Raw genomic sequence first — 21,829 nt, 5'->3', positions numbered from 1 at the left:
GCTCAGACCTCGAGGACCTGGCGCTTGTTGTACGTGCCGCAGCTCGGGCACGCGATGTGCTGCAGCTTCGGCTCCTGGCAACGCTCACACGAAACCAGGGTGGGGACCGCAGCCTTCCACTGCGACCGGCGGTGGCGCGTGTTGCTGCGCGACATCTTCCGCTTCGGAACAGCCACGGCTACTTCTCCTGCTTCTCGTCGACGCCAGCTTCGGCGCCGCTCATCTCGTCCTTCTCGCCGTCCTGAATGGTCCCGGCGAGTCCCTGCAGTGCCGCCCAACGAATGTCGACGGCATCATGGTGGTGGTCCGGGTCGTCCGCGAGCCGCGCTCCACACTGGGAACACAGGCCCGGACAGTCGTCCTGGCACACCGGCTGCATCGGCAGTGCGAGCACCACCGCATCACGCAGCACAGGCTCGAGGTCGAACAAGCCGTCCTCGAGATAGAGCCTGTCCTCATCTTCCTCGGCGTCGTCGGCCGGTTCCGCGGTGCGGCCCCGGTCGTCGGCGTCAGGGTACGAGAACATCTCCTGGAAGTCCGCGTCGACCTCAAGCGTCAGCGGCTCCAGACACCTTACGCACTCCCCCTCGGCCGATGCACGGGCGGTGCCTGTGACAAGCACCCCTTCCATGACCGACTCAAGGCGGATCATCAGCTCGACCGGGGCGCCTGCCGGCACTCCGATGACCCCTTCGATGCCGAAGACACCCGGAGCACCGGGGGCCTCGACGGAACGGGTCAGCCGCTGCAGCGCACCGGGACGCCGGCCCAGCTCGTGTGTGTCGAACACGAGAGGGTTGCGGTGGTCAAGGCGAGCACTCAGGGCTTTTCCTGCTTTCGAATCCTGGAAGTTCAACGAGGCCACCCCGTCGTGAGAGCCGTGAGCACCGTGAGAACCACGTGCTCACTCACGAGCCGGGCAGCCTGGATCGCGGACGTACGCGCGACCGAAGAGCCAGGATACTGGACCTTTCGCTCTCGGCCCAATCCGGCCCCGATCCGCCCCTAGCGCCCCTGCTCGTACTGGCGCAGCTGCTCGGCGCTGATCATGGTCGTGTCGAAGAGGCTGGTCTCCTCGAGCGCCGCGGGCGCCTCGTACTGGGGCTGTCCGTAGCCCTGCTGCGGGTAGCCGTACTGATCCTGCTGCTGGTACGCGTACGGATCCTGCTGCGCGTAGGACTGCTGCTGATACGCGTACTGGTCCTGCTGCTGGTACGCGTAGGGGTCCGGCTCCTGCTGCTGCGGGGCGTACGGCTGCTGCGGCGGGATCTGCGGGGCCGCCGGGGGCTGCTGCGGGGCCGCGGGTGCGACCGGGGCGGCGGGCGGGGCTGCGGCCGTCGGGGCTGCCAGGTCCGCCAGGTACTCGGCGTCGGTGGTGTGTGCCTGGGAGGCGCCGTCGGGCTGGGCCAGGCCCGCGAGGTCGTCGGCGGGCGCCCGGCCGTGCAGGGTCTGGCGGCCGCGGCCGACCGCCTCCAGGGTCTTGGCGAGCACCGCCTCGAAGGCGCCGAGCTTGGCGTCCACGTACGCGTCGGCGTTGCGGCGCAGCGTCTCGGGGTCGTGGCTGCGCTCGGGGGCGTCCTCGTCCTCGTACCCCTGCTCGTCGAGGCCGGGACCGGTGCCGAGGAGCTTCTCGCGGCCGCGGCCGACCGAGCCGAGGGTCTTGGTGAGGACGACCTCGAAGTTGGCGAGCTTGGAGTCCACGTAGTCGTCGGCCTCTACGCGGACCTCCTCGGCGGCCTGCCGGGCCTCGGCGAGGATGCGGGCCGCCTCGCCCTGGGAGTTGCGGGCGACCTCCGTGTCGGAGATCAGCGAGCCGCGCTCGGCGTGCGCGGACTCGATGATCCGCTCGGCCTCCTGGCGGGCCTGCTCGACCAGTTGCTCACGGCCGCCGATCAGCTCCTGGGCCTGGGCGAGGGAGCCTGGCAGCGCCTGGCGCACCTCTTCGAGCATCGAGAGCAGATCGGCGCGGTTGACCACGCACGAGGCCGACATGGGCATGGACCGGGCGCTGCCGACCGCCTCGACGATCTCGTCGATCTTCTTCTGCACGTCCACCGTGTGCTCGCCACTCTCTACAGCTCGTTGGGAGACGGACGGGAAGACTTTAGCCCCTGATCAGCCTCTGGCGAGGCGCTTGTTGAGCTCCTCGAACACCAGCGGGGGCACGAGGTGCGCGACGTCGCCGCCCCATGCCGCGACCTCCTTCACGAGCGAGGAGGAGAGGAAGCTGTAGGTGGGGTTCGTGGGCACGAAGAGCGTCTCGACGCCCGAGAGGCCGTTGTTCATCTGGGCCATCTGCAGTTCGTAGTCGAAGTCGCTGACCGCGCGCAGGCCCTTGACGATGGCCGGGATGTCGCGCTGCTTGCAGAAGTCGACGAGGAGGCCGTGGAAGGACTCCACCTCGACGTTCCCGAAGTCGGCGGTGACCTCGCGGATCATCTCGATCCGCTCCTCGACGGAGAAGAGGCCCTTCTTCGACTGGTTGATCATCACCGCGACGTGCACCACGTCGTACAGCTTGGAGGCGCGGGCGATGATGTCGAGGTGTCCATTGGTGATGGGGTCGAATGACCCCGGACAGACGGCGCGGCGCAACTGAAGTCCCTCGCTCTCCGGTCCGGTCATGGCGCGATCACTGAGTCGTCGCACGTAGAGGCGGCGCGACCGTACCAAAACGTGCCTTCGCCGTAGCGACGGGACCTCAGTGCCTCGAAACCGTCGGGCCAGCCGAATTCTCCGCCTCTGGTACTGCGTTCAACGGTGACGAGCGCATCGTCCGTGAGCCAGCTTTCCGCGCGGAGTGTGAGCAGGATCTCGCGAAGATCGTCATCGGTGACCGCGTACGGGGGGTCGAGAAACACCAGGTCGTACGGGGCACTTGGCGTGCCCCCCTGGACGATCTGGGCCGCTTTGCCCGCCCGCACCTCGGCGCCGGGCAGGCCGAGCGCCTTCACGTTCTCCCTGATGGTGCGCACCGCGCGGGCGTCCGCCTCGACCAGCAGGGTGTGCGCGGCGCCGCGGGAGAGCGCCTCCAGGCCGACGGCGCCGGACCCGGCGTACAGGTCGAGGACGCGCGCTCCGTCGAGGGTGCCCTGGAAGGCCTGCCAGGTGGAGAACAGGCCCTCGCGGGCGCGGTCCGACGTGGGCCGGGTGCCGTTTCCTGGCGGGACGGCGAGGCGGCGTCCGCCGGCCGTACCGGCGATCACGCGGGTCATCTGAGTCCTTGTCGGTGTACGTACGGGATGGTGCCGTCCCAGTCTCTCAGTCCCGCTCCCCGCGCCGCCTGTCAGCCCTTGTCGAGGTACTGCTCGCGCTCGGCGTCGAGCAGCGCGTCCAGGGCGGTGCGCAGCGCGGGCAGCCGCTCCAGGTCGGGGTCCTTGGAGACGACGGACGCGGCCTCCTCGCGGGCCTCGGCGATGATCTCCTCGTCCTCGATGACGGCGAGCATCCGCAGGCTGGAGCGGACACCGGACTGCGCCTGTCCCAGTACGTCGCCCTCGCGGCGCTGCTCCAGGTCGATGCGGGAGAGCTCGAAGCCGTCGAGCGTCGAGGCGACGGCGCCCAGGCGGGCGCGGGCGGGGCTGGCCTCGGGCATGTCGGTGACCAGGAGACACAGGCCGGGGGCCGAGCCACGGCCGACGCGGCCGCGCAGCTGGTGCAGCTGCGATACGCCGAACCGGTCAGCGTCCATGATCACCATCGCCGTGGCGTTCGGGACGTTCACGCCGACCTCGATGACGGTCGTCGCCACCAGCACCTGCGTCTCGCCCGCGGCGAAGCGGCGCATCACCGCGTCCTTGTCGTCGGGCTGCATCCTGCCGTGCAGGATCTCGACCTTGAGTCCCTGGAGGGGGCCCTGGGCTAGCTGCTCGGCGACCTCGACGACGGCGAGCGGCGGCCGCTTCTCCGCCTCGTCCTCCGCCGGCTTCTTCTTGGCGCCCTTCTTCGGGTCGGCGGGTTCGTCGATGTCGTCCCCGATCCGGGGGCAGACCACGTACGCCTGATGCCCGTTCTCGACCTCCTCGCGCACGCGCTCCCACGCGCGTGCCAGGAAGTGCGGCTTGTCCTCGGCCGGCACGACATGGCTGGCGATCGGCGAGCGCCCGGCGGGGAGCTGGTTGAGCACGGAGGTCTCCAGGTCTCCGAAGACGGTCATCGCGACCGTGCGCGGAATCGGCGTGGCCGTCATGACGAGCAGGTGCGGCGGCTGCTTGCCCTTGCCGCGCAGGGCGTCGCGCTGCTCGACACCGAAGCGGTGCTGCTCGTCGACGACGACCAGGCCGAGATCGTGGAACTGGACCTTGTCCTCGATCAGCGCGTGCGTGCCGATCACGATTCCGGCCTCGCCGGTGACCAGGTCGAGCAGGGCCTGGCGACGGGCGGCCGCGCCCATGGAGCCGGTGAGCAGCGTGACCTTGGTGGCCTGCTCGGAGCCGCCGAGCATGCCGCCCTCGGCGAGCTCGCCCATCATCTCGACGATGGAGCGGTGATGCTGCTGGGCGAGGACTTCGGTGGGCGCGAGCATCGCGGCCTGACCGCCGGCGTCCACCACGGCGAGCATGGCGCGCAGGGCGACCAACGTCTTGCCGGAACCGACCTCTCCCTGGAGGAGGCGGTGCATCGGGTGCTCGGTCGCCAGGTCGTCGAAGATCTCCCTGGAGACCTTCTCCTGGCCCTCGGTGAGCGTGAAGGGCAGCTTGACGTCGAAGGCGTCGAGCAGGCCGCCGTCCTTGGGCCTGCGGGCCACCGCGGGCAGTTGCGCGTCGGCGTACCGCCGCCTGGCCAGGGCTACCTGGAGGACGAAGGCCTCGTCCCACTTCAGGCGGTCGCGGGCGGCGGCGATGTCCGCCTTCGAGTGCGGGCGGTGGATCTTCAGGAGCGCTTCGGGGAGCGGGATGAGCCCCCGGCCGTCCCGGAGGGAGGGCGGCAGCGGGTCGAGGGCCTCCTGGGCGCTGGGCAGCACCGCGTCGACCGACTTGGCGATCTTCCAGGACTCCAGCTTGGCCGTCGCCGGGTAGATCGGGATGAGGGCGCCCGCCCAGGAGCCCACGGTGTCGACCGCCTCGTCGGCGTCCCCCCGCAGCAGTTCGTACGCGGGATGGGCGAGCTGCATCTTGCGGTTGAAGAGGGACACCTTGCCCGCGAACATCGCGCGCGTGCCCGGCAGCAGGTCCTTGTGCGGCTTGTGGATGCCCCGGCCGAAGAAGACCAGCTGGAGCTGGCCGCTGCCGTCGGTGATCGTCACCTCCAGGCGCTGGCCGCTGCCGCCGTTGAACCGCAGCACGCGGGCGGTCGCGACCTGGGCCACCACCGTGACGTGCTCGTCGAGGGGCAGCTCGGCCAGGCGCGTGAGCTCGCCCCGCTCGGCGTATCTGCGCGGGTAGTGGTGCAGCAGGTCGCCGACGGTGTGCAGGTCGAGGTGCTCGGCCATCACCTTCGCGGTGGGCGGGCCGACCACTTTCTTCAGGGGTTCTTCGAGCGCGGGCACGAGATCCATTGCACACCACGCCACTGACAATCCGGAGTACGTCCCCCGAATCCGCCGGTGGGAGTGCTACTCCACGCCGATCAGCAGCAGTGCCGACTGGCGGCCGCCGCGGTACACCACCGTGTCCACCGCGAGATGGGCCTCCCGCACATGCTTCTCCAGCTCCTCGGCCAGGCTGTCGGGGACGCTCTCGCCGAGCACCAGCGTGACCATCTCGCCGCCCGCCGCCAGCATCCGGTCGAGGACGGTGCGCGCGGTCCGGGTCGGCTCGTCGCCGATCACCGCGACATCGCCGTCGATCAGGCCGAGGACGTCCCCGGCCTGGCAGATGCCCGCCATGGTCCACGATTGCCGCTCCGCGACGGCCAGTTCGCCGTACCGGGTGGCGCCGGCGGCCGAGGTCATCGCCACGACGTCCTCGTCGAAGCGGCGGTCCGGCTCGTGCACGGCGAGCGCCGCGATGCCCTGGACCGCTGAGCGGGTGGGGATCAGCGCGACGCGTACGCCCTCGGTGCGGGCCTGCTCCGCCGCGGCGGCCGCGGTGTGGCGCAGCTCGGCGTCGTTCGGCAGGAGCACCACCTCGCGCGCGTGGGCGCGCCGGATCGCCTCGACGAGCTCCCCGCTGGCGGGCGGCTCCCCCGGACGCGTGAGCACCGTGGTCGCCCCGGCCTCGGTGTAGAGCACCGCGAGCCCCTCGCCCGGTACGACGGCGACGACCGCCCGCTCGACCCGTTCCCGCTCCCTGGGCGGCAGCGCGGCCCCGACGTGCGCGTCGCCCGCCCCGAAGTGGGTGATCCGGATGCGGTGCGGGCGCCCCGCCTCGACGCCCGCCTCGACCGCCGCTCCGGCGTCGTCTACATGGACGTGCACGTTCCACAACCCGTCGCCGCCGACCACGACGAGGGAGTCGCCGAGTCCGTCGAGCCGGGTCCGCAGCCGTGCGACGGCGGCGTCGTCCGCCTCCAGGAGGTAGATGACCTCGAAGGCGGGCCCCGCCTCGTCGGCCGGGACGTCCCCGCACGCATCGGCGTCCACGCGCGCGTGGACGCCGCCGGCCGTCTTCAGGCGCACGGTCTCGCCGGACAGCGCCCCCACCAGCGCCCCGAGCACCGCCACGAGCCCTCGCCCGCCGGCGTCCACGACTCCGGCCCGTCCCAGAACCGCGAGCTGCCCGGTCGTCGCGTCCAGCGCCCGGCAGGCCCCGTCGTACGCGGCCCGCGCCACCGCCCCGCAGTCGCCGTCGGCACCGGAGGCCGCCCGCGCGGCGGCCGTGGCCACCGTCAGGACCGTGCCCTCGACGGGGTGCGCGACCGCCTGATACGCGGACTCGGCGGCCCGCTCCAGGGCGAGCGCCAGCGCCGGTCCGTCGGCGTGATCGGCGTCACGGGTCTCCCCCACGTCCGCGCCGAGCACCTGGGCCATGCCCCGCAGCAGCTGCGAAAGGATCGTCCCCGAGTTGCCGCGGGCCCCGATCAGCGCGCCGTGCGCCATCGCCCGCATCGCCTCGGCCAGCGAGGGGCGGGCCGGCTCCAGGCCGGTGAAGACCGCGTCGACCGCGCGGGCGGCCGATTCCACGGTCAGGTAGAGGTTGGTTCCGGTGTCCCCGTCCGCGACCGGGTAGACGTTGATCGCGTCGATCTCCTCGCGCGCCCGTCCCAGGGCGTCCAGAGCGAGGCCGCACCAGGCGCGCACCGCGACGGCGTCGACGTTCTGCGGCACCTGCTCGCCTCCTAAGGGCATCCCGGAATGGACGCAGCGTAGACCCGTACGGAGCGCGGGCCGGGGGTGGGCCCGAGGCGGGGCCGGGGCGAGACATGGTAGTTTCGTTCTACCGAAGCAGTCGTTGTATGCTGCTCCGGTTGCCCGATACCCATCGGGCCATTCCTCCTGGCAACGCCACCCACGATCATTGCACTGATCCCGGCATGCCGGGTTTAACCGTAAGTGCATCTGAAGTCTTTGGAGTGACCCGTGGCTGCCAACTGCGACGTCTGCGGCAAGGGGCCGGGCTTCGGCAACAACATCTCGCACTCTCACCGCCGTACGTCCCGTCGCTGGAACCCGAACATCCAGCGCGTTCGTGCCGTGGTCAGCGGGACGCCGAAGCGGCTCAACGCCTGCACCTCGTGCATCAAGGCCGGCAAGGTCTCGCGCTGACGCTAGTAAGCGCGGCCACCTAGCTGGTTGCTGAAAGAGCCGGTCCCCCTCGGGAGACCGGCTCTTTTCGTGTGCCCGGAGACAGACTCAGCGGTCGTCCAGACAGGCTCAGCGGTCGTCCCGGAACCGCCACCCGTGATCCACAGGACCGATCCCGCCCCCGAGCGCGAACCCGGCCGCGATCGCCCCGGTGACGTACTCCTTCGCCGCGGCCACCGCCTCCGGCACGGCGAGCCCCTTCGCCAGGTGCGCGGCGATCGCGCTGGCGAGCGTGCAGCCGGTGCCGTGCGTGTGCCGGTTGTCGTGGCGCGGCGCGCGCAGCCAGTGCTCCTCGGAACCGTCGGTGAGCAGGTCCACCGCGTCGCCCCGCAGATGGCCGCCCTTGATGAGCGCCCACCGCGGGCCGTGGCCGAGGACCGCCGCCGCGGCCCGCCGCATCCCGTCCTCCGTGTCGACGTGGATCCCGGTGAGCTGGGCGACTTCGTCGAGGTTCGGGGTCGCGACCGTGGCGGCCGGGAGCAGCTTCGTGCGGACCGAGTCGAGCGCGGACGCGGCGAGCAGCGAGTCGCCGTGCTTGGAGATGCCGACCGGGTCGACGACGGCGGGCGCGTCCGTGCCCGCGATCAACTCGGCCACCGTCTCGACCAGTTCGGCCGACGCGAGCATGCCGGTCTTCACGGCCTGTACGCCGATGTCGTCGACGACGCTGCGGTACTGGGCCCGCACCGCCGCCACCGGCAGCTCCCAAGCGCCTTGCACGCCCAGGGAGTTCTGCGCGGTGACGGCCGTGACGACGCTCATGCCGTGGGTGCCGAGCGCGAGCATCGTCTTCAGGTCGGCCTGGATGCCCGCGCCGCCTCCGGAGTCGGACCCGGCGACGGTCAGGACGCGGGGCGGTGCGGCGGTCACGCGGGTCACGCGGGTCACGCGGTCACTCCATGTCTCCGTTGTCTCCGAAGTGGTCCCAGCCCTTGCTGGTCCAGGGCGCGCCGTCGACGGTCACCTGGGGCAGCGCCGAGGGGTTGAGCACCTCGCCGATGACCTTCCAGCGGGCGGGCAGCTTCACGTCCGGCGGGAACGTCGCCACGATCGCGTGGTCCTCGCCGCCGTTGAGCACCCACTGGAGCGGGTCGACGCCCACGGCCTGGCCGATGTCGTTCATCTGCGAGGGCACGTCGACGTCTTGGGAGCGGATGTCGATGCGTACCTTGCTGGCCTCGGCGATGTGGCCGAGGTCCGCGATGAGTCCGTCGCTCACGTCCGTCATGGAGGTCGCGCCGAGCCCGGCGGCCGCGGGGCCCGCGTGGTACGGCGGCTCGGGCCTGCGGTGGGCCTCCACGAAGGCGCGGGGCGAGCGGAAGCCGCGCGAGAGCACCGCGTGCCCGGCGGCGGACCAGCCCAACCAGCCCGTGACGGCGACGACATCGCCGGCCTGGGCGCCCGCGCGGGTGACCGGCTCGTGGTTGCGCAGATCGCCGAGGGCGGTGATCGAGACGGTGATGGTGTCGCCGCGCACGACGTCGCCGCCCACCACGGCCGCACCGGCGACCTGGCACTCGTCCCGCAGGCCGTCCATCAGCTCGGTGGGCCAGCTCGCCGGGAGTTCGGCGGGCACCACGAGGCCGAGAAGGAGCGCGGTCGGCACGGCGCCCATGGCGGCGATGTCGGCGAGGTTCTGCGCGGCGGCCTTGCGGCCCACGTCGTACGCGGTGGACCAGTCGCGGCGGAAGTGCCGCCCTTCCAGGAGGATGTCCGTGCTCGCCACGACCCTGCGGTCGGGGGCGGACACGACGGCCGCGTCATCGCCCGGGCCGAGCCGGACGGCCGGGGTGGAGGTGAGCCGCGAGGTGAGTTCCCTGATGAGCCCGAACTCCCCCAACTCGCCGACGGTTCCCTTCACCGGGACTCACCATGCCCTTTCACGCTGCTCGGCTTGCGGTCGCGAGCCGTCACTGTCATAGGTACGGTCGAGATGACCGTCAACTTCGGTTGTCCGTCCACCGCGATGTGCGCGCCACAGCTCCCCCGGGTCTCCCCGCGAGAAGCGGCGACGCGGTACCGTGGCGTCCCTTCTCCCCACATGATCCTCGTGGCCGCCCTGGAGGTTCCGTGGTACAGGCGTACATCCTGATCCAAACAGAGGTCGGCAAGGCGTCGACCGTCGCCGAGCTGATCGGCAAGATCCCAGGAGTGATCCAGGCCGAGGACGTGACCGGTCCCTACGATGTCATCGTGCGCGCGCAGGCGGACACGGTGGACGAACTCGGCCGCATGGTGGTTGCCAAAGTCCAGCAAGTGGACGGCATCACGCGGACCCTGACCTGCCCGGTCGTGCACTTGTAGCCCCCGTCTACCCTTGGCCGGTGAAGATTTCCCGTCGCCGGCGCCGTTGCCTCGTCTCGAGCCCCGCACTCGCACTCCTGATCGCGACAGCAGGCTGCTCCTCAGCAGACGATGCGGCGAAGGCAGCGGTTCCCTCCCCGGACACCCAGGTCGCCGAACTCTGCCGGAACCTGGACAAACAGCTTCCGGAGACGGTGGACGGCCTGCAGCGCGCCGATCCCGAACCGGAGTCGGCGCTGACCGCCGGGTGGGGAGACCCGGCGATCATACTGCGCTGCGGTGTCCCCCGGCCGCCCGAGATGAACGACCCCGAGGCGGACGGCGTGACCGTGAACGGCGTCAACTGGCTGCTCGAGAAGCGCGACGACGGCTCGTTCCGCTTCACCTCCACGCTGCGCAAGGCGTACGTGGAGGTCACCCTGCCCGAGGAACGCGCGGGGGGCGGCGTGAGCCCGCTGACGGACTTCGCCGCCCCCATCAAGAAGACGGTCCCGAAGGGAATCGCGTAACCCCTTCCAGGGGGGCCGACGCGTCCCTGAGGGCTAGCGCAGCCCCGTCGGGCGGTGCAGCGCCGCCTGGATGAGGCGGTCGACCAGCTCCGGGTAGCTGACGCCGCTCGCCTCCCACATCTGCGGGTACATCGAGATGGGCGTGAAGCCCGGCATCGTATTGATCTCGTTGATCACGAAGCCGTCCTCGGTGAGGAAGAAGTCCGCGCGGACCAGGCCCTCGCAGGACGTGGCCTCGAAGGCGTCGACCGCGAGCCGCTGGATCTCCGCGGTCTGCTCGGGCGTCAGCGGGGCGGGCACGATGCCGGGCGTCGAGTCGATGTACTTCGCCTCGAAGTCGTAGTAGTCGTGCGACTGCACGGGCGGGATCTCGGCGGGCACGCTCGCGCGCGGTCCTTCCGGGAACTCCAGGACGCCGCACTCGATCTCGCGGCCCCGGAGCAGCGACTCCACCAGGATCTTGGGATCGTGGCGGCGGGCCTCCTCGATCGCCTCGTCGAGGCCCTCGAAGGAGTCGACCTTCGTGATGCCCATCGAGGAGCCGCCGCGCGCGGGCTTGATGAACAGCGGCCAGCCGTGCTCACCGGCGAACTCCGCGATCCTCTTGCGGGCGGCCTGCTGGTCGCGGTCCCACTCGCGCGGCCGGATCACCAGGTACGGGCCGACGGGAAGGCCGAAGGAGATGAAGACCCGCTTCATGTACTCCTTGTCCTGGCCCACGGCCGAGGCGAGTACACCGGCGCCCACATAAGGCACTCCGGAGAGCTCCAGGAGCCCCTGGAGGGTGCCGTCCTCCCCGTAGGGACCGTGCAGCATCGGGAAGACGACGTCGACCTCGCCGAGCGCCTTGGGCACGGAGCCGGGCTCGCTGTAGACGACCTCGCGGTTGCTCGGGTCCAGGGGCAGGACGACGCCGCCGTCGGCCGACTCGGCGAGCTCGGCGACGTTCGGCACCTTGCGGTCGGTGATCGCCATCCGCTCGGGGGCGTCGGCGGTCAGCGCCCAGCGGCCGTCCGTCGTGATGCCGATCGGCAGGACGTCGTACTTGGTGCGGTCGATCGCCCGCAGTACGGCGCCCGCCGTGACGACCGAGATGCCGTGCTCCGAACTGCGGCCGCCGAAGACGACGGCCACACGCGGCTTGCGGAGCGGCTGCTCAGAGCTCTGCTCGGGGCGGGGCTCGCTGCTCTGGGGGAGGTTCTCGCTGCTCATATCGGGTTGAGAGTACCCGCTGAGCAAAAAACAGTCAGCGGCGCTCGGGCTTGGCGCTGCGCGACATCAGCTCCTTGAGGGCGACGACCGGCGGCGTCCCCTCGTGCACGATGCCCACGACGGTCTCCGTGATCGGCATGTCGACTCCGTGCCGACGGGCCAGATCCAGCACCGACTCACAGGACTTGACGCCCTCGGCGGTCTGCTTGGTGACCGCGATGGTCTCCTCCAGGGTCATGCCCTTGCCGAGGTTGGTGCCGAAGGTGTGGTTGCGCGAGAGCGGCGACGAGCAGGTGGCCACCAGGTCGCCGAGGCCGGCGAGCCCGGAGAACGTCAACGGGTCCGCGCCCATCGCCAGGCCCAGGCGGGTGGTCTCGGCGAGGCCGCGGGTGATGAGCGAGCCCTTGGCGTTGTCGCCGAGGCCCATGCCGTCCGCGATGCCGACGGCGAGCCCGATGACGTTCTTGACGGCGCCGCCGAGCTCGCAGCCCACGACGTCCGTGTTCGTGTACGGGCGGAAGTACGGGGTGTGGCAGGCGGTCTGGAGGCGCTGCGCGATCGATTCGTCGGTGCACGCGACCACGGCGGCCGCGGGCTGCCTGGCGGCGATCTCACGGGCCAGGTTGGGTCCGGTGACGACGGCGATCCGGTCGGAGGGGACCTTCGTGACGTCCTCGATGACCTCGCTCATCCGCATCGCGGAGCCGAGTTCGACGCCCTTCATGAGGGAGACGAGCACGGTGTCGGGGGCGAGCAGCGGCGCCCACTCGGCGAGGTTGCCGCGCAGGGTCTGCGAAGGCACGGCGAGCACGGTGAAGTCGGCGCCGGCCGCGGCCTGGGCGGGGTCGGTGGTCGCCCTGAGGTTCTCGGGGAGTTCGACTCCGGGGAGGTAGTCCGGGTTGCTGCGCGAGGAGTTGACGGCGTCGGCCAGTTCGGCGCGACGGGCCCACAGGGTGACGTCACACCCCGCGTCGGCGAGCACCATGCCGAAGGCCGTACCCCAAGAGCCCGTTCCGAAGACGGCCGCCTTCACGGGGTTCGTCACTTGCTGTCCTCCGGGGTGCTCTCGGGTGCGTCGCGGACGTCACGGCCCGCTGCCTTGCGTCGTTGTGCGAGCCGCGCGGTGCGCGGGTCGTACGGGGTCTCGGGGGCCTTCTCGCCCCGGATCTCCTCCAGGAGTTCGGTGACCGCGGCCATGATGGTCTCGGTCACCTCCCGCAGGACCTCGGGGGTGGGTTCCTTGTCGTAGAAGCGCGAGAGGTCGACCGGCTCGCCCGCCAGGACCTGAAGCTTCTTGCGCGGGAAGAGGTTGAGCTTCTTGCTGTACGGCGGGAGCGCGAGGTTGGCGCCCCACTGCGCGACGGGGATGACCGGGCACTTGGTCTTCAGGGCGACCCGCGCGGCACCGGACTTGGCGGTCATGGGCCACATCTCGGGGTCCCTGGTGAGGGTGCCCTCGGGGTAGAACGCGACGCACTCGCCGCGCTCGATCGCGTCGACCGCGGCACGGAAGGCGTCGAGCGCGTTCGTGGTCTCGCGGTAGACCGGGATCTGCCCCGTGCCCTTCATGACCTTCCCGACGAAGCCGTCCTTGAAAAGGCCGTCCTTTGCCAGGAATCGCGGCAGTCGTCCGGTGTTGTACTGAAAGTGCGCGTACGAGAGCGGGTCGATATACGAGTTGTGATTCACGGCGGTGATGAATCCGCCGTCGGCCGGAATGTGTTCCATTCCACGCCAGTCCCGCTTGAACAGAACCACCAGCGGCGGTTTAGCGATGACCGCCGCCAGGCGGTACCAGAAGCCGATTCTGCGGCGGGACACTCGGACACCTTCCTCCATGAACCTGGTCGGCCGCACAAGTGTCGCCCCAGGCTCCCTGTCTGTCGAGAACACCGTACGCCCACCCGTCTCCCACCACCGCCCTTACAAAGAGGCGCTACGCGCCGCACCTCCCTGTCCCACCTGCCGAGCGCCCCACCAGGTCACAATGACCCCCGAAGCGAAGGACGGAGCCGCCCCCTTGCAGTGGACCCTGGTCATACCCCTGAAGCCGCTGGTGCGCGCCAAGAGCAGGCTGGCCGACGCGGCGGGCGACCTGTTGCGGCCGGGGCTCGCCCTCGCCTTCGCCCAGGACACCGTGGCCGCCGCGACCGCCTGTGCGGCCGTACGGGATGTGGTGGTCGTCACGGACGACGGCCGCGCCGGACGGGAGCTCGCGGCGCTCGGCGCCCGGATCGTGCGGGACGAGCCCGCGGGGGGCCTCAACGCCGCCCTGGCGCACGGGGCGGCGGCGGTGCGGTCCACCCGCCCCGAATCGGCCGTCGCGGCGCTCAATGCCGATCTGCCCGCGCTGCGCCCGCCGGAATTGGCCCGCGTCCTCGACGACGCGGCCCGATTTCCCCGCGCTTTTCTGCCGGACGCGGCCGGAATCGGGACGACTCTGCTGTCCGCGGGGCCCGGAACGGAATTGCGCCCCGCCTTCGGCACCGACTCCCGGGCCCGGCACGCGGCGTCCGGGGCCGCGGAACTCCCGCTCGCCGGCGTCGACTCCGTACGCCAGGACGTGGACACCGGAGACGACCTGCGGGCGGCGCTGGCGCTCGGCGTCGGACCGCGCACCGCGTCGGCCGCCGCCCGGCTGCTGATCGCCGACTGAGTACGCTGCCCTCATGCAGGCGACCGCGTACACGTACGACCCCGATACCCGCAGCGGCAGCGTGCTGCTCGACGACGGCACTCCGGTGCCCTTCGACGCTCCGGCGTTCGACGCGGGCGGCCTGCGGCTGCTCAGGCCCGGCCAGCGGGTCCGGATCGAGATCGAGGGGGCAGCGGGGGCCGGGGACCCCGCCGAGCAGCGGCGGATCACGCTCGTGACGCTGCAGACCTTCTGAACAGGCACCGCAAGACCTTCTGAACAGGCACCGCACACGACGCGGGCCGGTCTCCCCAGGGGGAGCCCGGCCCGGCGCGTGAGTGCCCTCGTGCCCTTACTTCTTGCGGGCGGTCGCCTTCTTGGCGGTGGTCTTGCGCGCCGTCGACTTCTTCGCGGGCGCCTTCTTGGCCGTGGCCTTCTTGGCGGGCGCGGTCTTCTTGGCGGTGGCCTTCTTCGCCGGCGCGGCCTTCTTCGCCGTCGTCTTCTTGGCCGTGGCCTTCTTGGCCGTCGTCGCCTTCTTGGCGGTGGTCTTCTTGGCGGTGGCCTTCTTCGCCGTCGCCGTCGCCTTCTTGGCGGTGGTCTTCTTGGCGGTGGCCTTCTTCGCCGTCGCCTTCTTGGCGGTGGCCTTCTTGGCCGCGGCCTTCTTGACGGTCGCCGAAGCGCCGCCGGTCAGGCTGCCCTTGGGCGCCTTCTTGACCGCGACCTCGCCGCCCTTCGGGAGCTTCTTCGAGCCGCTGACCAGGTCCTTGAAGCCCTGACCCGCACGGAAGCGCGGAACCGAGGTCTTCTTGACCCGGACGCGCGCCCCGGTCTGCGGGTTGCGGGCGTATCGAGCCGGGCGGTCGACCTTCTCGAACGAGCCGAAGCCGGTGACCGAAACGCGGTCTCCGGTGACCACGGCACGGACGATTGCGTCCAGAACCGCGTCCACGGCGTCGGCGGCCTGCTGGCGGCCACCCACCTTGTCGGCAATCGCTTCTACGAGCTGCGCCTTGTTCACGTCTTCCCCTTCGGAGACATCGCCCGAGCGTATTCGCCAGGCTTTTTCGCACGTTAGGCAGATATATACCGCAAATCAAACACGAAACGGGCTAATCACCCTTGTGCCGCAACGAACTGGACTGTCCATGAGTTCCTCGAAGGCCCCTCGAAGGCCCGTTGAGCCTTGTGACTCAGGTGTCTTCGGGGAATCGACCCTCTTCGGCTTCGTCGAGGGACGCCATCAATCGCTCCAGACGCCTTGCCGCATCGGCGAGATCGTGTTTGGCCGCGGCCGTAATGACCAGCAGCTTCCGGGTCAGCGCCATCCGTACGCCCTCCGGGACTTGCAGTGCGCGCACCCTTGAGTGCGCTTCCTTCAGCTGGTCCGCAACAAGCCCGTAGAGCTCGAGTTGGCTGTCACGTCCCATGCACCGATTGTGCCATCTGGGGCGAGTTGTCGCCTCCGCAGGGGGCAACTACCCACATCCAGCGCCCTCCTGAGGGTACCCGGTCGGACCGAGTGCAAGTGGATTTCAAGCCTCTTCTGCCGTGCGTGTCAAGGGAGTTGAGACCACCCGTTCAGGTCATCGGGGACCTTCCGGACCCCGGACACAGATGTACCCCCAACCGTCCACGATTGGGGGTACATCAGGGTGTTGCGGGAGTGTCAGACCTGCACGGTCCGCGGCTTGTAGGCGGGGCGGCCGGCCTCGTACGCGGCGATGTCCGGCTCGTTCTGCAGCGTGATGCTGATGTCGTCCAGGCCGTTCAGGAGCCGCCAGCGGGCGTTCTCGTCGAGTTCGAAGTCGGCGGTGACGCCTTCCGCGCGAACCTGGCGATCCTGCAGGTCAACGGTGATCTCGGCCTGCGGGTCGGCCTCGGTCAGCGCCCAGAGCGCGTCCACGACCTTCTGGTCGAGTACGACGGTGAGCAGGCCGTTCTTCAGCGAGTTGCCGCGGAAGATGTCGGCGAAGCGCGAGGAGATGACGGCCTTGAAGCCGTAGTTCTGCAGCGCCCACACCGCGTGCTCACGGGAGGAGCCCGTACCGAAGTCGGGGCCGGCGACCAGGACGGTGGCGCCCTGTCGTTCGGGCTTGTTCAGGACGAACTCGCCGTCCTTGCGCCAGGCCTCGAAGAGCCCGTCCTCGAAGCCGTCGCGGGTGACCTTCTTCAGCCAGTGGGCGGGGATGATCTGGTCGGTGTCGACGTTGCTGCGGCGCAGCGGTACGGCCCGGCCGGTGTGCGTGGTGAATGCTTCCATGGCTTCTCAGACTCCGGCGGTCGCGGGGGCGTCGGACAGGTCGGCGGGCGAGGCCAGGTGGCCCGTCACCGCGGTGGCGGCGGCCACCTGCGGCGAGACCAGGTGGGTGCGGCCGCCCTTGCCCTGCCTGCCCTCGAAGTTGCGGTTGGACGTCGACGCGGAGCGCTCGCCGGGGGCCAGTTGGTCGGGGTTCATGCCCAGGCACATCGAGCAGCCCGCGTGCCGCCATTCGGCGCCCGCGGCGGTGAAGACCTTGTCCAGGCCCTCGTCGATGGCCTGCAGCGCGACCCGCACCGAGCCGGGCACGATCAGCATCCGTACGCCGTCGGCGACTTTGCGCCCCTCGACGATGGAGGCGGCGGCGCGCAGGTCCTCGATGCGGCCGTTGGTGCAGGAACCTACGAAGACGGTGTCGACCTTGATGTCACGCAGCGGCTGGCCGGCGGTCAACCCCATGTATTCCAGGGCCTTTTCGGCGGCGTACCGCTCCGACTCGTCTTCGTACGAAGCCGGATCGGGGACCTGCGCCGAGAGCGGGGCGCCCTGGCCGGGGTTGGTGCCCCAGGTGACGAACGGCGAGAGCTCGGCGGCGTTGATGTAGACCTCGGCGTCGAAGACCGCGTCCTCGTCCGTCTTCAGGGTCTTCCAGTACGCGACCGCCGCGTCCCAGTCCGCGCCCTGCGGGGCGTGCGCGCGGCCCTCGATGTAGTCGAAGGTGGTCTGGTCCGGGGCGATCATGCCCGCGCGGGCACCGGCCTCGATCGACATGTTGCAGATGGTCATGCGGGCCTCCATCGAGAGTTTCTCGATGGCGGAGCCCCGGTACTCCAGGACGTAGCCCTGGCCGCCGCCGGTGCCGATCTTGGCGATGATGGCGAGGATCAGGTCCTTGGCGGTGACGCCCTCGGGCAGCTCTCCGTCGACCGTGATGGCCATGGTCTTCGGGCGGGCCATCGGCAGCGTCTGGGTGGCCAGGACGTGCTCGACCTGGGAGGTGCCGATGCCGAACGCCAGGGCGCCGAAGGCGCCGTGCGTGGAGGTGTGCGAGTCGCCGCAGACCACGGTGGTGCCGGGCTGGGTCAGGCCCAGCTGCGGTCCCACCACGTGGACGACGCCCTGCTCGACGTCGCCCAGCGAGTGCAGTCGTACGCCGAACTCGGCGCAGTTCTTGCGCAGCGTCTCCAACTGGGCCCGCGAGACGGGGTCCGCGATGGGCTTGTCGATGTCGAGGGTCGGGGTGTTGTGATCCTCGGTCGCGATGGTGAGGTCGAGCCGCCGCACGGGACGGCCGGCCTGACGGAGGCCGTCGAAGGCCTGCGGGCTCGTCACCTCGTGCAGCAGGTGCAGATCGATGAAGAGGAGGTCGGGCTCGCCTTCGGCGCGCCGGACGACGTGGTCGTCCCAGACCTTCTCCGCGAGTGTCCTACCCATCGCTTTCCCTCCGACCGGCCTTCTTGGGCCGGCCCAACTAGAGAATTGTTCGCCCACGCACGTACCCCTCGTGCCGTGCGTAGGCCGCGTATCCGTTGGTCCGCGGACCGCACGTACAGAGTGACGTGTTCCATGGAAAATTGAACTTGCGTTTCACAGAGTGAGACGCGAGTATCGACGCATGGACAACTCTAGCGGCGTCGGCGTTCTCGACAAGGCGGCTCTCGTCTTGAGCGCCCTGGAGTCCGGTCCGGCCACCCTCGCGGGGTTGGTCGCGGCCACCGGACTCGCACGACCCACGGCACATCGCCTCGCCGTGGCACTGGAACACCACCGGATGGTGGCGCGGGACATGCAGGGCCGTTTCATTCTCGGCCCGCGGCTCGCGGAACTCGCGGCGGCGGCCGGCGAGGACCGTCTGCTCGCCACGGCGGGCCCGGTCCTCACGCATCTGCGTGACGTCACGGGCGAGAGCGCGCAGCTCTATCGCCGCCAGGGCGACATGCGGATCTGCGTGGCGGCCGCCGAGCGCCTCTCGGGCCTGCGGGACACGGTCCCGGTCGGCTCGACGCTCACCATGAAGGCGGGCTCCTCCGCCCAGATCCTGATGGCCTGGGAGGAGCCGGAGCGGCTGCACCGCGGCCTTCAGGGCGCCCGCTTCACGGCGACGGCCCTTTCGGGCGTACGCCGCAGGGGCTGGGCCCAGTCGATCGGCGAGCGGGAGCCGGGCGTCGCGTCCGTCTCGGCGCCGGTGCGCGGCCCCTCGAACCGCGTGGTCGCGGCCGTCTCGGTCTCCGGACCGATCGAGCGGCTGACCCGCCATCCGGGCCGGATGCACGCCCAGGCGGTCATCGACGCGGCAGGACGCCTCTCCGAGGCGCTGCGCCGCACGGGCTGATCCCCGCACCACCGCGGACAGCACACGGAACGCCCGAGGGGCCGCCTCAACGCCGCGGCGGCCCCTCGGGCGTTCCTGCATGACTCCGGAGCGACCCTCAGGCCGCCTTGAGGCGGTCCGCGGCCCGCTCGCCGCGCCGGCCGACGGGCACCACGCCGACGGCCTTGCCGAGGCCGAACTCCGGCATGTTCACGTATACCGCCTCATGGCCGCCGGCCGGCACGACGTACGTCTCGTGCCAGAAGCCGACCTTGCCCTTGCCCTCCCGCAGCCTGCGGTTGAAGGCCGCCCAGGCGGGCCGGTGCTGCTTGTCCTGGTCGGACGCGTAGGCGAGGAGCTGCTCCGGCGACTCCCAGTACTGCACGACGTAGAAGAGCCGCGGGCCGCCGAGCAGCAGCTGATGGCCGAGCATGCCGCTCCCCCGGTCCCCGGCCAGCTCCTTGAGCATCCGCGGCATGGCCAGGAAGACGGGCCACCAGCTGCGCAGGGCGCGGAAGTTGTTGATGCGCATCCCGATGGTGAAGACGGTCACGCCGCCCTGCGCATCGGCGGTCATGCGCCCTTCGATCGGCTTGCCACTCATGACGGGTCCCCCTTCAGAGAGCCTTCGCACCACATTGGATAGTCCCGCTATCCATGATTGGATAGTGCCACTCACCAAGCAAGAGCGCAAGAGGAGACGTGAGCCGATGCGACTGGCGGAGCTGAGCAAGCGCAGCGGGGTCTCGACGGCCACGATCAAGTACTACTTGCGCGAGGGACTGCTGCCCGCGGGCCGGCACGTCACGGCGACGCAGTCCGAGTACGACGAGCGGCATCTGCAGCGGCTGCGTCTGGTGCGGGCGCTCATCCAGGTGGGCCGGGTGCCGATCGCCTCGGCCCGCGAGGTGCTCACCGCCCTTGAGGACGAGTCCCTGGACCACAACTCCCGTCTGGGTACGGCCGTATGGGCGCTGCCGCACGGTCCGGCGACCCCCGAGGACGACCCGTCGACACAGGCGGCGCGGCACACCGTCGACGCGCTGCTGCGGCAGATCGGCTGGCAGAGCGCCCAGGCCTACGGGGCCGATTCTCCGGCGTACGGAATGCTGGTGACGGCGGTGGGCACGCTGACCCGGCTCGGATACCCGTGCGGAGTCGACGACTTGGCGCCCTACGCGCGCTCGGCCGGTCAACTGGCCGTGGCGGACCTGGACTTGGTGGAGCAGTCGGAGTCCCCCGACGAGCAACTGGAGGCGGCGGTCGCGCTGACCGTGCTGTACGAGCCGGTGCTGCTCGCGCTGCGCAGGATGGCGCAGGCGGAGGAGTCCAACCGCCGCTACGGGCAGCGGGGTTGAGGGAACGACGAAGGGGCCCTCCCTTGCGGGAAGACCCCTTCTCCTGTACCCCCGACCGGATTCGAACCGGCGCTACCGCCTTGAGAGGGCGGCGTGCTAGGCCGCTACACAACGGGGGCTAGCTTGTCCATCTGTACTGCGCTGGGCTACCAGGACTCGAACCTAGAACAACGGAACCAGAAACCGTCGTGTTGCCAATTACACCATAGCCCACTGGTCTAGACCAGCTAGACCTTGCGTACCCCCGACCGGATTCGAACCGGCGCTACCGCCTTGAGAGGGCGGCGTGCTAGGCCGCTACACAACGGGGGCCCTAGCGATCCTGCATCGGGAGCAGTGGGTGCGACCCGGACTGCTTCCATGGGAAGGATCTGTACCCCCGACCGGATTCGAACCGGCGCTACTGCCTTGAGAGGGCAGCGTGCTAGGCCGCTACACAACGGGGGCTTTGCGGATGCTGTGTCTACTGAAACGACAACCGCGAGTGCAGATGAGCTCTGCGAGCTGGCCTACCAGGACTCGAACCTAGACTAACGGAACCAGAAACCGTCGTGCTGCCAATTACACCATAGGCCATCGAGACTCAACCCCTTGCGGGGGTTTTGTTCGACTTGCGCTTCCCTGCCGGACCTTTCGGCCTTCTCGGGCGGCGCAGGAAGAACATTACCCGAAGGTGGACGGCGCTCCAAAACGGGTATCGGCGCGGAGCAGCGGCGGCAGCTCGCCGAGCCTCGTGATGCGGTGGATGCCCGACGGGCCTTCCTGGGCTGCGCTGTTGCGGTCGAGCCAGATCCCGAGGAGACCGGCGTCGCGGGCGCCCCGCGCATCGATCTCCGGCTGGTCCCCTACGTAGGCGATCTCCTCGGGGGCGAGCCTCATGGCCGTACAGACCGCCTGGAAGGCCTCGGGCGCGGGCTTGGAGTGGCCGATGTCGGCGGCGCACAGGACGGCCTCGAAGCGGTCTCGGACGCCGAGGGCGCGCAGCTTGCGGTCCTGGACGACCAGCGCGGAGTTGGAGAGCACCGCGTGGCGGTAGTCGTCGGCGAGGGCGTCCAGGGCGGGGAGGGTGTCGGGGAAGAGCTCCCAGGCGGATTCGTAGTGACCGACGTAACGGTCGAACCAGGCGTCCGCGTCCACGTCGTCCAGGGCGGGCACGTCGAGGAACTCACGCACCCGGTCCCGCCGCTGGTCCTGAAAGTCCCGCAGCCCCTCGCTGAACCGCGCCCAGTGCCGCTGCGTGACCTCGCGCCAGAGCTCCAGCGCCCGCTCGGCGGAGCCGTAGCGATCGAGGATGCCCTCGGCCACGAGGTGCGCGTGCATGCCGGTGGTGTCGGCGCGCGCGTAGTCGAAGATGGTGTCGTCGATGTCCCAGACCACGGCTTTGATCGGCATGATGCCGACGGTAATCGCAGGCACCGCTCCCGGCTGGGGGTTCGGGGGTTATCCCCCGAAGAATGCAGTGTCGATGTCCCAGACCACGGCTTTGATCGGCATGATGCCGACGGTAATCGCAGGCACCGCTCCCGGCTGGGGGTTCGGGGGTTATCCCCCGAAGAATG

The 21,829-nt window shown here is 70.2% G+C and carries 25 protein-coding genes and 5 tRNA genes; 7 read left to right on the top strand and 23 right to left on the bottom strand.

From position 1 onward, the window contains the following. Nucleotides 1-2 precede the first annotated feature (2 nt). The 7 genes from rpmF to ACIBKX_RS29235 form a co-directional block, all read right to left on the bottom strand. A complete protein-coding gene (gene rpmF, locus ACIBKX_RS29265; protein ID WP_003965982.1) occupies nucleotides 3-176 on the bottom strand; it encodes a 50S ribosomal protein L32 in 174 nt (57 codons plus the stop codon). Between the two features lie 2 nt (nucleotides 177-178). After that, nucleotides 179-856 (bottom strand): DUF177 domain-containing protein, encoded by a 678-nt coding sequence (locus ACIBKX_RS29260; protein WP_363273582.1) that lies wholly within the window; start codon nucleotides 854-856, stop codon nucleotides 179-181. A 149-nt stretch (nucleotides 857-1,005) separates the two neighbouring features. Beyond that, complete coding sequence (locus tag ACIBKX_RS29255) at nucleotides 1,006-2,055, bottom strand: cell division initiation protein (RefSeq protein ID WP_363273584.1); 1,050 nt, start codon at nucleotides 2,053-2,055, stop codon at nucleotides 1,006-1,008. Nucleotides 2,056-2,115: 60 nt separating this feature from the next. Continuing rightward, a complete protein-coding gene (gene coaD / locus ACIBKX_RS29250) occupies nucleotides 2,116-2,595 on the bottom strand; it encodes a pantetheine-phosphate adenylyltransferase (protein WP_363273649.1) in 480 nt (159 codons plus the stop codon). Nucleotides 2,596-2,621: 26 nt separating this feature from the next. Next, a complete protein-coding gene (gene rsmD / locus ACIBKX_RS29245) occupies nucleotides 2,622-3,215 on the bottom strand; it encodes a 16S rRNA (guanine(966)-N(2))-methyltransferase RsmD (RefSeq protein WP_363273585.1) in 594 nt (197 codons plus the stop codon). Nucleotides 3,216-3,286: 71 nt separating this feature from the next. After that, nucleotides 3,287-5,497 carry an ATP-dependent DNA helicase RecG gene (recG, locus tag ACIBKX_RS29240; protein ID WP_363273586.1) on the bottom strand — a complete coding sequence of 737 codons (2,211 nt, stop codon included), beginning with the start codon at nucleotides 5,495-5,497 and terminating at the stop codon, nucleotides 3,287-3,289. 57 nt (nucleotides 5,498-5,554) lie between these two features. Further along, a complete protein-coding gene (locus tag ACIBKX_RS29235) occupies nucleotides 5,555-7,228 on the bottom strand; it encodes a DAK2 domain-containing protein (RefSeq protein WP_363273588.1) in 1,674 nt (557 codons plus the stop codon). A gap of 231 nt (nucleotides 7,229-7,459) precedes the next feature. On the opposite strand from ACIBKX_RS29235, the gene rpmB reads away from it, so the two are divergent. After that, nucleotides 7,460-7,645: a 50S ribosomal protein L28 gene (rpmB, locus tag ACIBKX_RS29230; protein ID WP_064070327.1), complete on the top strand. Its 186-nt coding sequence runs from the start codon at nucleotides 7,460-7,462 to the stop codon at nucleotides 7,643-7,645. Between the two features lie 108 nt (nucleotides 7,646-7,753). On the opposite strand, the gene thiD is transcribed toward rpmB, so the two are convergent. Further along, a complete protein-coding gene (gene thiD, locus ACIBKX_RS29225; protein WP_363273650.1) occupies nucleotides 7,754-8,554 on the bottom strand; it encodes a bifunctional hydroxymethylpyrimidine kinase/phosphomethylpyrimidine kinase in 801 nt (266 codons plus the stop codon). Nucleotides 8,555-8,576: 22 nt separating this feature from the next. Further along, nucleotides 8,577-9,545: a thiamine-phosphate kinase gene (locus ACIBKX_RS29220; protein ID WP_363273590.1), complete on the bottom strand. Its 969-nt coding sequence runs from the start codon at nucleotides 9,543-9,545 to the stop codon at nucleotides 8,577-8,579. A gap of 209 nt (nucleotides 9,546-9,754) precedes the next feature. On the opposite strand from ACIBKX_RS29220, the gene ACIBKX_RS29215 reads away from it, so the two are divergent. Next, entirely contained in the window at nucleotides 9,755-9,988 is a 234-nt protein-coding gene (locus ACIBKX_RS29215; RefSeq protein WP_016642988.1) for an Lrp/AsnC family transcriptional regulator, read from the top strand. Between the two features lie 26 nt (nucleotides 9,989-10,014). Next, entirely contained in the window at nucleotides 10,015-10,497 is a 483-nt protein-coding gene (locus ACIBKX_RS29210) for a DUF3515 domain-containing protein (protein WP_363273652.1), read from the top strand. 33 nt (nucleotides 10,498-10,530) lie between these two features. Here the strand turns inward: ACIBKX_RS29210 and ACIBKX_RS29205 are convergent, their stop codons facing one another. Genes ACIBKX_RS29205 through ACIBKX_RS29195 form a run of 3 tightly spaced genes read right to left on the bottom strand, consistent with a single transcriptional unit; the run spans nucleotide 10,531 to nucleotide 13,530 of the window. After that, nucleotides 10,531-11,709, bottom strand: coding sequence for a D-alanine--D-alanine ligase family protein (locus ACIBKX_RS29205; RefSeq protein WP_363273592.1), 1,179 nt, complete (start codon nucleotides 11,707-11,709; stop codon nucleotides 10,531-10,533). Nucleotides 11,710-11,743: 34 nt separating this feature from the next. Then, complete coding sequence (locus ACIBKX_RS29200; RefSeq protein ID WP_363273594.1) at nucleotides 11,744-12,754, bottom strand: NAD(P)H-dependent glycerol-3-phosphate dehydrogenase; 1,011 nt, start codon at nucleotides 12,752-12,754, stop codon at nucleotides 11,744-11,746. Further along, entirely contained in the window at nucleotides 12,751-13,530 is a 780-nt protein-coding gene (locus ACIBKX_RS29195) for a lysophospholipid acyltransferase family protein (RefSeq protein ID WP_363273596.1), read from the bottom strand. The genes ACIBKX_RS29200 and ACIBKX_RS29195 overlap by 4 nt, the downstream gene beginning before the upstream one ends. Nucleotides 13,531-13,729: 199 nt before the next feature. On the opposite strand from ACIBKX_RS29195, the gene cofC reads away from it, so the two are divergent. Then, nucleotides 13,730-14,365, top strand: coding sequence for a 2-phospho-L-lactate guanylyltransferase (gene cofC / locus ACIBKX_RS29190; protein ID WP_363273653.1), 636 nt, complete (start codon nucleotides 13,730-13,732; stop codon nucleotides 14,363-14,365). A gap of 13 nt (nucleotides 14,366-14,378) precedes the next feature. Next, nucleotides 14,379-14,600, top strand: a complete 222-nt coding sequence (locus tag ACIBKX_RS29185) for a hypothetical protein (RefSeq protein WP_363273598.1) — start codon at nucleotides 14,379-14,381, stop codon at nucleotides 14,598-14,600. Between the two features lie 96 nt (nucleotides 14,601-14,696). Here the strand turns inward: ACIBKX_RS29185 and ACIBKX_RS29180 are convergent, their stop codons facing one another. The 4 genes from ACIBKX_RS29180 to leuC form a co-directional block, all read right to left on the bottom strand. Continuing rightward, the gene (locus ACIBKX_RS29180) at nucleotides 14,697-15,362 is read right to left on the bottom strand and encodes an HU family DNA-binding protein (protein WP_363273599.1); all 666 of its coding nucleotides are present in this window, start codon (nucleotides 15,360-15,362) and stop codon (nucleotides 14,697-14,699) included. A gap of 172 nt (nucleotides 15,363-15,534) precedes the next feature. Then, complete coding sequence (locus ACIBKX_RS29175; protein WP_363273600.1) at nucleotides 15,535-15,771, bottom strand: hypothetical protein; 237 nt, start codon at nucleotides 15,769-15,771, stop codon at nucleotides 15,535-15,537. A 239-nt stretch (nucleotides 15,772-16,010) separates the two neighbouring features. Continuing rightward, nucleotides 16,011-16,604 (bottom strand): 3-isopropylmalate dehydratase small subunit, encoded by a 594-nt coding sequence (gene leuD, locus ACIBKX_RS29170; protein ID WP_363273602.1) that lies wholly within the window; start codon nucleotides 16,602-16,604, stop codon nucleotides 16,011-16,013. Between the two features lie 6 nt (nucleotides 16,605-16,610). After that, the gene (gene leuC, locus ACIBKX_RS29165) at nucleotides 16,611-18,035 is read right to left on the bottom strand and encodes a 3-isopropylmalate dehydratase large subunit (RefSeq protein WP_363273604.1); all 1,425 of its coding nucleotides are present in this window, start codon (nucleotides 18,033-18,035) and stop codon (nucleotides 16,611-16,613) included. Nucleotides 18,036-18,216: 181 nt separating this feature from the next. Here leuC and ndgR point away from each other — a divergent pair, with 181 nt between their 5' ends. Further along, the gene (gene ndgR / locus ACIBKX_RS29160; RefSeq protein WP_010984119.1) at nucleotides 18,217-18,933 is read left to right on the top strand and encodes an IclR family transcriptional regulator NdgR; all 717 of its coding nucleotides are present in this window, start codon (nucleotides 18,217-18,219) and stop codon (nucleotides 18,931-18,933) included. Between the two features lie 97 nt (nucleotides 18,934-19,030). Here the strand turns inward: ndgR and ACIBKX_RS29155 are convergent, their stop codons facing one another. After that, nucleotides 19,031-19,516, bottom strand: coding sequence for a DUF4188 domain-containing protein (locus ACIBKX_RS29155; protein ID WP_363273605.1), 486 nt, complete (start codon nucleotides 19,514-19,516; stop codon nucleotides 19,031-19,033). A gap of 106 nt (nucleotides 19,517-19,622) precedes the next feature. Here ACIBKX_RS29155 and ACIBKX_RS29150 point away from each other — a divergent pair, with 106 nt between their 5' ends. Then, nucleotides 19,623-20,270 carry a MerR family transcriptional regulator gene (locus ACIBKX_RS29150; RefSeq protein WP_363273606.1) on the top strand — a complete coding sequence of 216 codons (648 nt, stop codon included), beginning with the start codon at nucleotides 19,623-19,625 and terminating at the stop codon, nucleotides 20,268-20,270. 46 nt (nucleotides 20,271-20,316) lie between these two features. On the opposite strand, the gene ACIBKX_RS29145 is transcribed toward ACIBKX_RS29150, so the two are convergent. The 6 genes from ACIBKX_RS29145 to ACIBKX_RS29120 all read right to left on the bottom strand — a co-directional run bounded on the left by ACIBKX_RS29145 (nucleotide 20,317) and on the right by ACIBKX_RS29120 (nucleotide 21,662). Beyond that, nucleotides 20,317-20,389, bottom strand: a tRNA-Glu gene (locus ACIBKX_RS29145). A gap of 22 nt (nucleotides 20,390-20,411) precedes the next feature. Then, nucleotides 20,412-20,483, bottom strand: a tRNA-Gln gene (locus ACIBKX_RS29140). A gap of 26 nt (nucleotides 20,484-20,509) precedes the next feature. After that, a tRNA-Glu gene (locus ACIBKX_RS29135) sits at nucleotides 20,510-20,582 on the bottom strand. 62 nt (nucleotides 20,583-20,644) lie between these two features. After that, nucleotides 20,645-20,717 (bottom strand) — tRNA-Glu (locus tag ACIBKX_RS29130). Between the two features lie 57 nt (nucleotides 20,718-20,774). Further along, nucleotides 20,775-20,846 (bottom strand) — tRNA-Gln (locus ACIBKX_RS29125). 87 nt (nucleotides 20,847-20,933) lie between these two features. Beyond that, nucleotides 20,934-21,662: an HAD family hydrolase gene (locus ACIBKX_RS29120; protein ID WP_363273608.1), complete on the bottom strand. Its 729-nt coding sequence runs from the start codon at nucleotides 21,660-21,662 to the stop codon at nucleotides 20,934-20,936. Nucleotides 21,663-21,829: the final 167 nt, after the last annotated feature.

The sequence above is a fragment of the Streptomyces sp. NPDC050658 genome (assembly GCF_044457025.1).
Lineage (GTDB): Bacteria > Actinomycetota > Actinomycetes > Streptomycetales > Streptomycetaceae > Streptomyces.
Note: the sequence above shows the minus strand (reverse complement) of the source record. Positions and strands in the feature narration are given on the sequence as shown.